Consider the following 13,316-nt stretch of genomic DNA (forward strand, 5'->3'; position numbering starts at 1 on the left):
TGGCGGCATGGAGACGCTCGCCGCCCTGCTCGACCAGACCGGTCTCGACCGGCGCCTCGCCTTCGGGGCGCGGCTGACTGGGGAGGACCCGGTTCTCCCCTCCTCCTTCCGCATCGGTGAGGCGGCGCAATCCACGATCGCCGCCGTTGCCCTCGCCGCTGCGGCGATCCATGCGGCGCGGGGCGGGCCGACGCAGGGCGTTTCGTTGGAGATGCGCCACGCGGCGCTCGAGTTCCGCTCGGAACGGCACCTGCGCGAGAACGGCGCCGCCCCGCCCGATCCGTGGGACGCCATCGCGGGGGCCTATCCGACGCGGGATGGGCGTGTGGTCCGGCTGCACACCAACTTTCCCCATCACCGCGACGGCATCCTGCGCCTGCTGGGCTGCGAGGCCTCGCGCGAGGCGGTCGCGGAAGCGCTGCGCGGCCGCGACGCGATTCCCTTCGAGGAGGAGGCGACGGCAGCGGGGCTGTGCGTCGCCGCCATGCGCGACTTCGCCGAATGGGACGCGCATGGACATGGCAAGGCGCTGGCCGCGGTGCCGCTGATCGAGATCACGCGCATCGGCGACGCGCCGCCCCTGCCCCTCCCTCCCCTGGCCGCGCGCCCGCTGGAAGGGATGCGCGTGCTGGAACTGACGCGCGTCATCGCCGGGCCGGTGGCAGGCCGTGCCCTGGCGGCGCATGGCGCGCAGGTGCTGCACGTCACCGCGCCGCACCTGCCCGCGGTGGATACGCTGGTGAAGGACACGGGGCGCGGCAAGCGTTGCGCTGCGCTGGACCTGCGTGATGCTTCCGCGCGGGACCGGCTGCGCAGCCTCGTGCAGGGCGCGGACGCCTTCCTGCAATCCTACCGTCCTGGCGGGCTGTCCGGGCTTGGCTTCTCCGCCCCCGCGCTCGCGGCGCTGCGGCCCGGGATCGTGGTGGCGGAGTTGTCCGCCTATGGCTGGACCGGGCCCTGGACGGGAAAGCGTGGCTTCGACAGCCTGGTGCAGACCGCGACCGGCTTCAACGTCGCCGAGGCCGAGGCGGCAGGCACCGCCCCGCCGCGCGTCCTGCCCTGCCAACCCCTCGACCACGCCTCGGGCTATCTGCTGGCGCTGGGCGTCCTGGCCGCATGGATGCGCCGCGCGCAGGAGGGCGGGTCGTGGCAGGTGCGCGTGGCGCTGGCCCGCACCGGGATGTGGCTGCGTGGGCTGGGCCAGGTGACGGACGGGTTCCGCATCCCCGATCCGCGCCAGGAGGAGATCGGCGAGCTCCTCACGGTGGAGCGGGGCGCCTGGGGCGCCATGACGCATCTGCGCCACGCGGCCCGGATGGATGCGACGCCACCGCACTGGGCCCTGCCCGCCGCACCGCTGGGCAGCAGCCCAGCCGATTGGGCCTAGCCGGGCGAAACGTTGGAGCGGAGGAAATCCTCCGCCGCGCGGGCGAGGATGCGCACGTTCAGCGCCAGATCCTCTTCCTTCGTGTCCTCGGCCCAGTGGTGGCTGATGCCGCCGATGGAAGGGGCGAAGAGCATTGCGGCCGGCATGATGCGCGCCATGTACTGCGCGTCATGCCCGGCGCCGCTCGGCATGCGCATCCAGCCGCCGGGCGCCTCGGCTTCCGCCGCGCGGTCCAGCGTCGCCATCATTGCCTCGTGGCAGGGCGAGGGGATGCTGCGCGACATCACCTGAAGCTCCGCCGTGCAGCGCTCGCGCCGGTTGGACTCCCCGACGATGGCGCGCAGCGTGCGCTCCATCCGCTCCAGCGTCTCCATGTCGATGTCGCGGAACTGGAACAGCACCTCGGCCGAGCCGGGAATGATACTCGGCGCGCCGGGCTCCAGCGCGATGCGGCCGCAGGTCCAGGTGGAGCGCTCGCCGCAGACCATGGGGAATTCCTGGTCGATGCGGGCGAGGAGGCGCACGGCGGCGAGGCCGGCATCCTTGCGCTCGGCCATGGTGGTGCCGCCCGCATGGTCCTGCATGCCGGTGATGAGGATGCGGAACTGCCAGATGGCGACGATGCCGGTAACGACGCCGGCACGCAGGCCACGCGACTCAAGCTGCGTGCCCTGTTCGATGTGCAGCTCGAAGAAGCCCTTGTAGCGCGACGGGTCGAGGCGCAGCCGCTCGCGCCCTTCCAGACCCGCTTCCCGAAGCGCGTCGCGCAGGGGCTTGCCGTGGTAGCGGTTGCTGAGGCGGTCGATCTCCCCCTCTTCCAGGAGGCCCGTGGCGCTGCGGCTGCCGATGAAGCTGCCATAGTGGCCTTCCTCGTCGGCGAAGGCGATCACGTCCACCGGCAGCCCGGCCCGCGCCAGGGCGACGCCGGACATGACGCCCAGCGCGCCGTCCAGCCAGCCCGCCTGGTTCTGAGTCTCGATATGCGAGCCGACGAGGAGGTGCGGGCCGGGTCCCTTGTGACGGCCGAACACGTTGCCGATGCCGTCGATGGAGGCTTCGAGTCCGCATTCCTCCAGCCGCGCGACCAACCAGTGGCGGCTTTCCATGTCCTCGGGCGAGAAGGTCGGGCGATGGACGCCGGTCTTGAACTGACCGATGCGCCGAAGCTCGTTGAGATCCTTCAGGAAGCGTTCCGTATCCACCTGCGCCATCGCTTCGTCCCGGTATGTTCGACCGCCGCAGGATAGGCCAAGTTCGCGCCGCACCAAAGGAGGCGAGCATGGCCGAGATCACCCGTTACGCGACGCCGAAAGGCGGCCGCCCCTTCCCGCCCTTCTCCATGGCGGTGCGGCACGGCGACACGCTCTACGTCTCGGGGCTGGGGCCGGTGGATGCGCAGGGGAACATCGCGCGGGACGACTTCGCGGCCCAGTTCAGGCAGGTGGTCGAGAACCTGCACGCCATCCTGGCCGAGGCCGGGACGGAGATCACTCGCGTCCTCAAGACCAGCGTTCTCCTGGTGCGCGCGACGGACGTGGAGGAGATGAACCGCCTCTACCGCGCCGCCTTCCCGGCCAGCCACCTTCCTGCACGCACCACCAGCGTCGTCTCCGCCCTGCCCGTCCCCGAGTTCCTGCTGGAGATCGAGGCTATCGTGGCGGTCGACTGAGCTTCAGAGGGTCAGGCCGCCATCCACCACCAGCGTCTGGCCCGTCACCATCTTCGCGCCCGCGAGCAGGAAGACGATCGCCTCCGCGATGTCCTCCGGCTCGCAACGGCGCTTGAGCACCGCCTTCTCGATGGTCGTCGCCCGCTCCTCATTGCTCCACTGCACCTGCCAGGTCGAGTTCACGGCGCCGGGGGCGACCGCGTTCACCCGCACCTCCGGCCCCAGCCCGCGTGCGAGGTTCTGGGTGATCGAGATGACCCCCGCCTTGCTGGCCCCATAGGCCGGAGAGGAGCCGGGAAAGCTCAGCCCGGCGATGGAGGCGGTGTTGACGATCGCACCGCCCGCCTTCCGCAGATGCGGGGCCGCGGCCTTGGCGCAGCGAAACACACCCAGCAAGTTCACCTCCAGCACGGCGTGCCAGAGTTCCTCGGTCAGCCGGTCCAGCTCGTGCGGGGCGATGCTGGTGCGGGTGCCTGGGGTGCCGGCGTTGTTGACCAGGTAGTCCAGCCGCCCAAGCGAGGCGGCCGCCGCCTCCACCATGGCGGCGCAGCCTTCGGCGTCGCCGACGTCGCCGGGGGCCGAGATGACATCCATGCCTTCGGCGCGCAATGCCTCGACCTGCTCCTGCCCGCGCGCGTCGTCGGCCAAGTGGTTGATCGCCACCTTGCAGCCCGACTTGCCAAGGATGCGCACGGTGGCGAGGCCGATGCCGGAGGCACCGCCGGTGACGAGCGCGGCCTTTCCGCGGAGGTCGTAGCTGATCATTTCCGGAACCCCGCCATGGTGCCGATCTCCCGGAGCGACTTCTTCAGCGCGATGAGCTTACGGTCACGCTCCTCGAACAGCTTGGCCGGCTCCTCGCCCCATTCGTAGTAGCCGCGCCCGGACATGACGCCGGTCGCACCCTCGGCGATCAGCGCGTCCATGGAGGGGCTGCTCTCGAATGCGACGGGGGGTGTGTACATCTTGTTGCGGAAGGTGTGCTGCAGCAGCGGCAACCCGGTGAAGTCGGCCTTGGCCATGACGCCCACGATGGGCATGCGCAGCGCGATGCCGTGCACGACGGCCGCATCCACCATCTGCGCGTCGGCATAGCCGTTGTCGATCAACCACTGCACCTCATTCTGCACCGCCGCCTGGATGCGGTTGGCGATGTAACCCGGGATGAAGCGCTTCATCACCACGGGCACCTGCCCCATGGCATTCAGGGCCACCTGCACCGCCTCCAGCCGCCCAGGCTCAAGCTCCTCGCTCGGCACGAGGTCCACGAGGTCCACCAGGTAGGGCGGCGTGTACCAGTGCGCGATCAGCGCCCGCTTGAGCAGCGCGGGCGGCATGAGCGGGAAGACGTCGAGATAGGAGGTATTGCTGGCGATCGTCGCGTTGGCCGGGGCCAGCTTCTCCAGTTCGGTGTAAAGGGTGCGCTTGGCCTCGGGGTTCTCGATGATCGCCTCGACGATCAGCTCGGCACCTTCGACTGTTTCCTCAAGGGAGGTGTGGCGCGTGACGGCCTGCGCCAGCATGGCGGCGTCGAAGCCCTTGTTCTCCCCGTACTCGGTCAGGGTGGCGATGGCCTTTTCCATCAGTCCCTGCGCCCGTTCCAGCGTCTCGGCGCTGGAGTCGGTCAGACGGACCGTGTGCCCGCCCATGGCCCAGACCAGGGCGATGGCATGACCCATCAACCCCGCGCCGATCACCGCGACCCGCATCGCATCCTCCCCGTGCTGTCGCCGGGAAGGCTGCGGCGGGGCGGGCGCGCGGTCAACCGGCCGGGCGCTTGCGCAGCAGGTAGCGCTGCCGCCCTTCCAGGACCAGCACGCCCTTCTGATTGTGGACGGTGGAGCGCAGTCCCAGCACCCCAGTGGAGCGATTGGGCGACAGCTCGTCCACGGTCAGCGCGGCGTAGAGCGTGTCGCCGACGAAGACCGGGTGAAGGAAGCGGGAGGACTGCTCGAGAAAGCCCTTGAGGCTGTCCTCGATCAGGAAGGGCAGCATCCCGGCCCCGGCCGCGGTTTGGATCAAGACCTGGTAGCCATGCGCCAGCATGTGCGGCATGCCGCGCGTACGGCAGAACTCCACGTCGTAATGCACCGGGTGGTTGTCGCCGGACGCCGCCTGGAAGGCGAGGAACACCGCCTCCGTCATGGTGCGGCTGGGCAGGCGGAACACCTCCCCCAGGGCGAAGTCCTCGTACCAGCGCTGCGGGGCGAGGCGATGTTCCCTCGGGTCGAAGCTCATGCGTATCCCAGCCTTTCGTCGCGGGTCCGGGCATCGCCGTCGCGCCGCTCCGGGTCGCCGAACCCGCCCCCGCCGGAGGTGGCGAGGCGGATGACGTCGCCCTCGCGAAGCTCTAGGTTGTCGGTCTTGGGCGGCACGGCGATCGTGTCACCGTCGCGCACAAGTTCCAGCGTCCCCGGCGCCGCCGCCTGCCCGCCCGCGAGACCGTAGGGCGCATGGACGAAGCGGTCCATGTTGGCGGTGAACAGGCAGCGCGGCGAATCCACCCGCCATTCGCGCACGAGGCCCAGCCCGCCGCGCCGCTCCCCCGCGCCGCCGCTGCCCGGCCGCAACTCATAGCGCGTGACGGTCAGCGGCATCTGCGCCTCGATCATCTCGATCGGGATGTTGCTGTTGTTGTGCATGCCCGAGGAGAAAGCGTTTACCCCGTCCTTCGCGGGATGCGCGCCGCTGCCTCCGATCTCGATCTCCACCAGCACCTCGCGCCCACCATCGGCGGCGACGGTCTGAAAGGTGGTGACGTAGCTGTTGCCGTAATAGGCAGCAGGGATGCGGTCGGGCACGGCCTGGTGCAGCGCACCGTTCATGGCGTTCAGAAGGCGGTGCGTGGCGGCGATGCGGTGCGCGACCGCGGCCGGGGCGCGCGCATTGACCACGCTGCCCTCCGGCGCCTCGACCTTGATGGGGCGGTAGCAGCCGGCGCTCATGTGCAGCCCAGGCTCGGCGCAGCACATCAGGGCGAACATCACCGCGGCGGTGGAACTGGCGAGGGTGGCGTTGACCGGACCCAGCGCCTGTGGAGAACAGCCGGACAGGTCGACCCGAGCCTCGTCCCCCTCGATGGTGAGGCTGACATGAAGGCGGATGGGCTTGCCCACCTCGACGCCGTCGTCGTCCAGGAAATCCTCGAACTCGTAGATGCCGTCGGGCATGGCGGCGATGGCGGCACGCATTCCCGCCTCGCTCATGTCCAGAATGCGTCGTCCGGCTTCGATCATCGCCGCTGCGCCGAAACGCGCCGCGAGGCGGCGGATCGCGGCGGCCCCCACGTCCAGCGAGGCCAGCTGCGAGGACAGGTCGCCCAGCAGCAGGTCCGGCTTGCGGATGTTCTGGCGGATCATGGCCCAGACACCCTCATTCCGCACGCCGCCCGCGATGACCTTCAGCGGCGGGATGCGCAACCCTTCCTGGAAGATCTCGGTCGCCTTGGCGGCGTAGGAGCCTGCCGCCAGCCCACCCACGTCGATGTGGTGGCAGAGCGTGCCGGCGAAGGCGATGCGCGTTCCTTCGTGGAACACCGCCTTGAAGGCCAGAATGTCGGGCAGGTGCTGGCCGCCGCAATAGGGATCGTTGGTGATGACCACGTCATCCGGGCCCCACTCCCCGGCGGGGATGAACCGCGCCAGGATCTCCCGCAGCGCGTGGCTCATGGAGTTGAGGTGCGAGGGGATGCGCGCGGATTGCGCGAGGTTCCAGCCCTCCGCGTCGAAGACGGCGGTGGAGTAGTCCAGCAGTTCCCGCACGATGGTGGAGCGGCTGGTGCGCCAGACCGTCACGTCCATCTCGGCTGCCGCGGCGGTCAAGGCGTTGCGGATGACCTCGATCTCGATCGCGTTCATCAGGGGGTCCTCCGCGCGATCACCGCGCCTTCGGGGTCGAGCGTGGCGGTCCAGCCGGGGGCGATCCAATGGGTGGCAAAGGCTTCCTCGATGATGGCGGGGCCCGCCACCTCCACCCCCTGCGCCAGCGTCTCCCGCAGATGCACCGGCACCTCGCACCAGGCGCCGCCCGTCCAGAGGCGCCGGGTTCCGGGGGCCGAAGCACCGGGCGGGACGTCGCGGCTTTCCTCCGGCTTGGGGAGGCGGCCGATCGCGCTCGCCCGCAGCGTCACCAGCTCCACCCGCTCGCTCTCATCCGCATAGGAGAAGCGGGCGCGATGCGTCGCGTGGAAGCGCGCGAGCAGCGGCGTGAGGGCCGGAGCCTCCGGCCATGGGATCAGCAGTTCGAAGGCCTGGCCGCGATAGCGGAGGTCGGCCGCGATCTCTACGGCGCGCTGGCCAGCAGGAATGGCATCGGCATCTAGCCGCGCCTGCGCCTCGGCGTGCAGCGCTCCGAGCGTCTCCTCCATGGCCGGGAGTGACGCCTCCTCCAGTGGCAGCAGGCGGGAGCGAGCGATGTCCTGCACGAGGTCTGCGAACATGATGCCGTAGGCGGAAAGCGTGCCCGGCTCGCGCGGAAGCACGATTTCGGTCATGCCCAGTTCCTCCGCCACCTCGCAGGCATGGAGCCCGCCGGCGCCGCCGAAGGAAAGCAGGGCGAAGTCGCGCGGGTCCAGGCCCTTCTCGAAGAGGGAGAGGCGCACGGCGGCGGCAAGCTGCGTGTTGGTCACGCGCATCACGCCCTCGGCCGCCGCCTCGGTGGAGAGACCGAGCCTGTCGCCGACCCGCGCCACCATGGCCTCGCGCGCGGCGCCGAGTTCCAGCTTCATGGCCCCGCCCAGGAAGAAATCTGGGTCGAAGCGGCCCAGCACGGCATTGGCGTCGGAGACGGTGGGCTCGGTCCCGCCACGCCCGTAGCAGACCGGGCCAGGCCGCGCACCGGCGCTGCGCGGCCCGACGCTGAGCCGCCCACCCGCATCCACCGCTGCGATGGAACCACCGCCGGCGCCGATGGTGCGCATCTCGACCATCGGCAGCCGCACCGGCAGCCGGTCCACCTCGCCCTGGGTCACGAGCCCGATGCGGTGGTCCTGCACCACCGAAACGTCGAAGGACGTGCCGCCCATGTCCACGGCGACGAGGTTGGGCCGCGCGAGGCGGCGCGACAGGCGCTCGGCCGCCATGGCGCCGCCCGAGGGGCCTGAGAGCAGGAGGCGCGCGGGCTGCGCCGCCGCGCGGTCCAGGCTGCACATGCCGCCATTGCTTTGCACCAGGAACAGACGCGGAGTGAAGCCGCCCTCGCCCAGCCGTGCCTTCAGCCGGTTCAGGTAGTTCTGCACCACCGGCATCAGCACCGCGTTGAGCACCGTGGTGGAAAGCCGCTCATACTCGCGGATCTCGGGCGAGACCTCCGAGGACAGGCTGACCGGCACGCCCGGCAACGCCGCGCGCACCGCCTCCGCCAGGGCTTCCTCGTGCGCAGGGTTGGCGTAGGCGTGCAGCAGGCCGATCGCCACCGCCTCGGGCTCCAGCGCCCGCAGCTTCTCCATCAGTCCGTCCAGTCCGGAGAGCGGGATTTCCACGCTGCCATCGGCGCGCAGGCGCTCCGTGACGCCCAGGCGCCGGTCACGCTCAATCAGGCAGGGGAATGGATCGGGGTCGAGGCGGTAGAGTTCGCGCCGGACATGGCGGGTGATCTCCAGCACGTCCTCGAAGCCTGCGGTCGTCAGCAGGACGCCGCGCGCCAGCTTGCGCTCCAGCACCGCGTTGGTCGCGATGGTGGTGCCGTGCAACAGCATCCCCACCTCGGACAGCGCGAAGCCGAAGTGCGATGCGGCCTCCCGCACCCCGGTCATCAGCCCCTCCGAAGGGTCGGCCGGGGTGGTCGGGGTCTTGTGCGCCTGGACGCGCCCGGCGCGCGCATCCAGGATTTGCAGGTCGGTGAAGGTGCCGCCGATATCCACGGCGATGCGAACGGGTTGGTCCAATTCCGGCTCCGGCGCTGCTTAGCCCAGCATCCCTGGCAGCCACAGCGCGATCTCGGGAAAGACCAGAAGCAGCAGCACGGCCAGGAGATAGGCGAGGAGGAAGGGCATCACACCCAGGAAGACATCGGTGATGGGCCCGGGCTTCGGCCGCATCCCCTGCAGCACGTACATCACCGTCCCGTCGGGCGGGGAGATCTGCGCGATCTCGACCAGCATGGTGATGATGACGCCGAACCAGATCGGGTCGTAGCCCAGCGCCACCACCACCGGAAAGATGACGGGCGTGGTGGTGATGATCATGGAGAACCCCTCCATGAAGGTGCCGAGGGCGAAGTAGAGCCCGATGATGCACAGCATCACCGCCCAGGGCGGTAGCGGCATCTCCGCGATCATCGCCGCCAGGGCCTGGGGCACGTTGATCGTGGTCAGGATGTAGTTAAGCAGGAAGGCGCCAAACAGGATCAGCCCGAGCAGTGCGGTGTTGCGCGCCGTCGCCTCCGCGCTTTCGTTCAGCAGACGGAAGGACAGGCGGCGCTCGATGGCGGCGAAGAGCATGGCGCCGGTGACGCCCAGCGCCGCGGCCTCGGTGGGCGTGGCCCATCCGGCATAGATGCTGCCCAGCACCAGCAGGATCAGCAGCACCGTTGGCAGCAGGCCCCGCAGCGCGCGCAGCTTGAGGACCAGCGGCACGGCGGGCGGCTTTTCGATCGGGTTTCGCACGCCGTGGAGAAAGATCAGCAGCAGGAACAGCCCGGTCACCAGCAGCGAGGGCAGCAGCGCCGCGATGTAGAGCGCGCCAACGCTGGTCTCGGTGATGAGCCCGTAGATGATGAAGGTGATGCCGGGCGGGATGAGGTTGCCCAGCGCGCCACCCGCCGCCAGCGAGCCCAGCACCCAGCGCTGGTCGTATTTCGTGTCCTGGAAGTAGGGCAGAGCGACGCTGCCCATGGTGGCCGCCGTGGCCACGGAGGAGCCGCTGATGGCGCTGAACACGGCGCAGGAAACGATGTTGGTGTGCAGCACTCCGCCCGGCAGCCGGTTCAGCCAAAGGTTCAGCGCGCTGTAGAGTCGCCCGGAAAGCCCCGAACGCAGCAGGATCTCGCCCATCAGCAGGAAGAGCGGCACCGCCACCAGCACGTAGTTGGAGGACGGCCCCCACAATGTCTGGCCGGCGAACATCCACCAGGGCCGGTCGCTGAACAGGAAGCCGACCAGGAAGGCCAGCACGCCGAGCACGGCGGCGATATGCACCCCTGCCCCGAAGAATACGATGAAGATGCCGACCAGCATGAGGATCTCGGCGACCGGCAGGGCGGAGACGCCGGATGCGGCAGCGAAGATCAGCGCGCCCAGAAGCCCCAGCAGAAAGACGATCGCGATCATCCGCCGCGCGCCATCCGAACCGCTTCAAGCGCCTCTTCCGTCTCGTCCTGCAAGGAGCGCGAGCCCAGCAGCCGGTCCAGCTCTCCCGGCTGTCCCGCAGCCAACGCCAGCAGCGCCTCAAGCAGCAGCACGGCGCACATCAGCACGAAGGCGGCAATGCCCACGCCCCAGATTCCCTGCGGCCAGATCAGTGGAATACGGAGGGCGGAATTGTCATGCGCATCGAACAGCGCGCTTTCGTCCCAGAGCGACCAGGCAGCCCAGGCGCAAAACAGGGCGAAGCCCGTCAGCAGCACGAGGGAAAGCAGGTGCAACGGCGCCCGCGCCCGCAGCGGCAATTGGTTCAGCAGCACGTCCACCCTGATATGCGCGCGCCGTGCGAGGGTATGGGCGAGGCCCCAGGCGATGCCGCAAGCGAGCATGTAGCCCGTCACCTCCACAGTTGCGGCGCTCGAAACGCCGAAGACGTTGCGCCCGATGATGTCGCCGGTGACGAAGACGGCGCAGAAGACGTAGTTCCACCCGGCGAGATAGGCCATGAGGGCGGCCAGCGCCGCCACGGCGCGGCGAAGACCCGTGGCGGCACGCAGCACCCCTCAGCCTCCGAAGCGGATGCCGTTCAAGGGCGCGATCACCTGGTTGTAGACCTCGCCGCAGCGCGCCCCGCAGCGGCGCACCCATCCGGGCAGCACCACCTGCTCGAAGATGCGGCGCGTTTCGGCGCGGTCGGCTTCGGTGGCCTTCACCTCCGTCATCGGACGGGCCGCCAGCTGGTGGATCCGGCACGCCTCGCGGTTGCCAATGTTGCAGTCGATGCCGTCGCGCGTAGCTTCGGCGCCCAGCGCCCATTGGCGGTCGCTGACCTCGCGGAAGGTGCGCTCGATCAGTTCGCGCACCGCCGGCTCCTGCCGGTTCAACCAGGACACGTTCACGATGTAGGCCGCGACCGCCCAGCTGACCGGCATATCGGAGATGTGGGTCGAGACCTCGGGCCAGCGCGCGGCGGCGCCGGAGCCGCTGCCGGTGATGGCGCAATCCACCACGCCGCGCTCCAGCGCCGAATACACCTCGGGGAAGCCGATGGAGGTGGGCTGCGCGCCCAGCGCGTTGAAGAAATCCACCAGCGAGTTGCCGAAGGTGCGGATGCGTCGCCCGCGCAGGTCGGCAAGGCTGGTGAAGGGCTGGCGGCAGAACACCACCTGCGCCGGGAAGGGATAGGTTGCGATGATGCGCGTGCCGAAACGCTCCATGTCGCGGTTCGCCACCGGCACCATGGCATCGGCGATCCGCCGCGCCAGGGTGATGTCGGGCGCGAGGCCGGAGAGGTCGATGCCGTCCAGAATGGGCACGTCGCCCGAAAGGGTTGTCAGCGTCCCCGCGCCGATCTCTGCCTGGCCGGAGCGGACGAGGCGCACGATCTCCGTCCCCGCTAGGTTGCGCTCTGCATGGGTGGCCAGCGTCACCTCGATCCGGCCATTGCTGGCGGTCCGCAGCCCGTCGCGGATCAGCGGCTGGTCCACCCGCGTGTATTGTGGCTGGGTCGGCAAGGGCTGGGTGATCGCCGTGATGGCGATGCGCGGCCCCGGCGGAATGGGTGCCTGCGCACCGGCGGGCAGTGCCAGGGCTCCCAGAATCGCGCCCCCGAGAAGCATCGAACGGAACATGCGGCCTCCTCTTCGGTCACCGTGCCGAGGATGGGAGGCAGCATGGCACGGATGGCCCGCGCCGCCAGAGGGGTCGCTCCGGCGCGCGGCCGCGTCAGCGCCGCCCTGCCCAGGGGTTGGGCTGCGCCCATGGGCTTCGTGCCTGCGGCCTGGGCGGTGGCGGACGGAAGGACGGTTGGGAAGGCGGGAGCGCATCGCCCCCGCGCATCGCCATGAGGCGCGAAACGCGCTCCTCCGTCGGCGGATGGGTGCTGAACAGGCTGTCCATGCGGAGCCCAGCGAGGGGGTTCACGATGAACATGTGCGCCGTTGCCGGATTCGCCTCCGCGCGCTCGTTCACCATGCCTTGCTTGTATTGCTCCAGCTTGTTCAGGGCGCTGGCGAGCCAGGCCGGGTCGCCGCAGATGCGCGCGCCTTCCGCGTCCGCCTCGTATTCGCGCGAACGGCTGATCGCGGTCTGCACCAGCATGGCGGCGATAGGGGCCAGGATCATCGCCAGGATGGCGAAGATCGGGTTCACCCGCCGGTCGCCGCCGCGATTCATGAGGAAGCCGAACTGCGCGATCCAGCCAATGGCGCCGGCGATGGTCGCGGTCACGGCCATGATCAGCGTGTCGCGGTGCTTGATGTGGGCCAGCTCATGCGCGACGACGCCAGCCACCTCCCGCTCGTCCATCATGTCGAGCAGGCCGGTATTCACCGCCACGGCCCCCTTCTCGGGGGAACGGCCGGTGGCGAAGGCGTTGGGCTGGTTCTCGTGGATGACGTACAGGGCCGGCATGGGAATGCCGGCGCGCTGCGCCAGCCCCTGCACCATGGAATGGAGCTGCGGCGCCTCGCCCGGGCCGACCGGCTGGGCGTTGTGCATCCGCAGCACCATGGAATCGCTGCCCCACCAGGCGAAGAGGTTCATGGCCGCCGCCATCGCCAGCGCGATCAGCGCGCCCTGCTGTCCGCCCAGCGCCCAGCCAATTCCCATGAACAGCGCCGTCAGCGCCGCAAGCAGCACCATGGTGCGGAAATAGCCGCGCATCCCGTTCAGCCTCCTGTGTCAGCCTCCCAAACAAGATAGGGAGGCGAAGGCTGCGATCCAGCGCCCTTCCCTTCCGGGCCGGGCCTCGCCACATGGCGGATATGGACCAGGACCAGGAACCGAAGCCGCCCCTTCCGTCCGGCAAGCCGCGCACCGCGCCGCCGCTGACGAAGCTGAACCGGCCGCAGCGCCCCTTCTCCGACCCCAAGGTGGAGGAGGAGGGGCCGAGCGGGCCGGAACCGACCCGCTACAATGACTGGGAGCGGAAGGGCCGGGTCAGCGACTTCTGACCCGAG

13 protein-coding genes are annotated in these 13,316 nt (G+C 69.7%); 3 read left to right on the plus strand and 10 right to left on the minus strand.

Annotated features, from left to right (window positions below):
• Nucleotides 1–7: 7 nt before the first annotated feature.
• Nucleotides 8–1,387, plus strand: a complete 1,380-nt coding sequence (locus OF850_RS05035) for a CoA transferase (protein WP_301588788.1) — start codon at nt 8–10, stop codon at nt 1,385–1,387.
• Here the strand turns inward: OF850_RS05035 and OF850_RS05040 are convergent.
• The gene (locus tag OF850_RS05040; protein ID WP_301588790.1) at nt 1,384–2,598 is read right to left on the minus strand and encodes a Zn-dependent hydrolase; all 1,215 of its coding nucleotides are present in this window, start codon (nt 2,596–2,598) and stop codon (nt 1,384–1,386) included. The two genes, OF850_RS05035 and OF850_RS05040, sit on opposite strands and share 4 nt — an antisense overlap.
• A 68-nt stretch (nt 2,599–2,666) precedes the next feature.
• On the opposite strand from OF850_RS05040, the gene OF850_RS05045 reads away from it, so the two are divergent.
• A complete protein-coding gene (locus tag OF850_RS05045; protein ID WP_301588791.1) occupies nt 2,667–3,056 on the plus strand; it encodes a RidA family protein in 390 nt (129 codons plus the stop codon).
• Between the two features lie 3 nt (nt 3,057–3,059).
• On the opposite strand, the gene OF850_RS05050 is transcribed toward OF850_RS05045, so the two are convergent.
• From OF850_RS05050 to htpX, 9 genes are all read right to left on the minus strand, one after another.
• A complete protein-coding gene (locus OF850_RS05050; RefSeq protein ID WP_301588792.1) occupies nt 3,060–3,821 on the minus strand; it encodes an SDR family NAD(P)-dependent oxidoreductase in 762 nt (253 codons plus the stop codon).
• Nucleotides 3,818–4,765: a 3-hydroxyacyl-CoA dehydrogenase family protein gene (locus OF850_RS05055; protein ID WP_301588793.1), complete on the minus strand. Its 948-nt coding sequence runs from the start codon at nt 4,763–4,765 to the stop codon at nt 3,818–3,820. Before OF850_RS05055 ends, OF850_RS05050 begins: the two co-directional genes overlap by 4 nt.
• 52 nt (nt 4,766–4,817) lie before the next feature.
• Entirely contained in the window at nt 4,818–5,294 is a 477-nt protein-coding gene (locus OF850_RS05060; RefSeq protein WP_301588794.1) for a MaoC family dehydratase, read from the minus strand.
• A complete protein-coding gene (locus OF850_RS05065) occupies nt 5,291–6,913 on the minus strand; it encodes a hydantoinase B/oxoprolinase family protein (RefSeq protein ID WP_301588795.1) in 1,623 nt (540 codons plus the stop codon). The genes OF850_RS05060 and OF850_RS05065 overlap by 4 nt, the downstream gene beginning before the upstream one ends.
• Complete coding sequence (locus OF850_RS05070; RefSeq protein ID WP_301588797.1) at nt 6,913–8,940, minus strand: hydantoinase/oxoprolinase family protein; 2,028 nt, start codon at nt 8,938–8,940, stop codon at nt 6,913–6,915. Before OF850_RS05070 ends, OF850_RS05065 begins: the two co-directional genes overlap by 1 nt.
• Before the next feature lie 18 nt (nt 8,941–8,958).
• Entirely contained in the window at nt 8,959–10,323 is a 1,365-nt protein-coding gene (locus tag OF850_RS05075) for a TRAP transporter large permease (protein WP_301588798.1), read from the minus strand.
• A complete protein-coding gene (locus tag OF850_RS05080) occupies nt 10,320–10,916 on the minus strand; it encodes a TRAP transporter small permease subunit (protein ID WP_301588799.1) in 597 nt (198 codons plus the stop codon). Before OF850_RS05080 ends, OF850_RS05075 begins: the two co-directional genes overlap by 4 nt.
• Before the next feature lie 3 nt (nt 10,917–10,919).
• The gene (locus OF850_RS05085) at nt 10,920–11,987 is read right to left on the minus strand and encodes a TRAP transporter substrate-binding protein (RefSeq protein WP_301588800.1); all 1,068 of its coding nucleotides are present in this window, start codon (nt 11,985–11,987) and stop codon (nt 10,920–10,922) included.
• Between the two features lie 94 nt (nt 11,988–12,081).
• Nucleotides 12,082–13,020: a zinc metalloprotease HtpX gene (gene htpX / locus OF850_RS05090; protein WP_301588801.1), complete on the minus strand. Its 939-nt coding sequence runs from the start codon at nt 13,018–13,020 to the stop codon at nt 12,082–12,084.
• 92 nt (nt 13,021–13,112) lie between these two features.
• On the opposite strand from htpX, the gene OF850_RS05095 reads away from it, so the two are divergent.
• Nucleotides 13,113–13,310, plus strand: a complete 198-nt coding sequence (locus OF850_RS05095) for a DUF1674 domain-containing protein (protein WP_301588802.1) — start codon at nt 13,113–13,115, stop codon at nt 13,308–13,310.
• The last annotated feature ends 6 nt before the right edge of the window (nt 13,311–13,316 follow it).

Source organism: Sabulicella glaciei, assembly GCF_026183895.1.
GTDB lineage: Bacteria > Pseudomonadota > Alphaproteobacteria > Acetobacterales > Acetobacteraceae > Roseococcus > Roseococcus glaciei.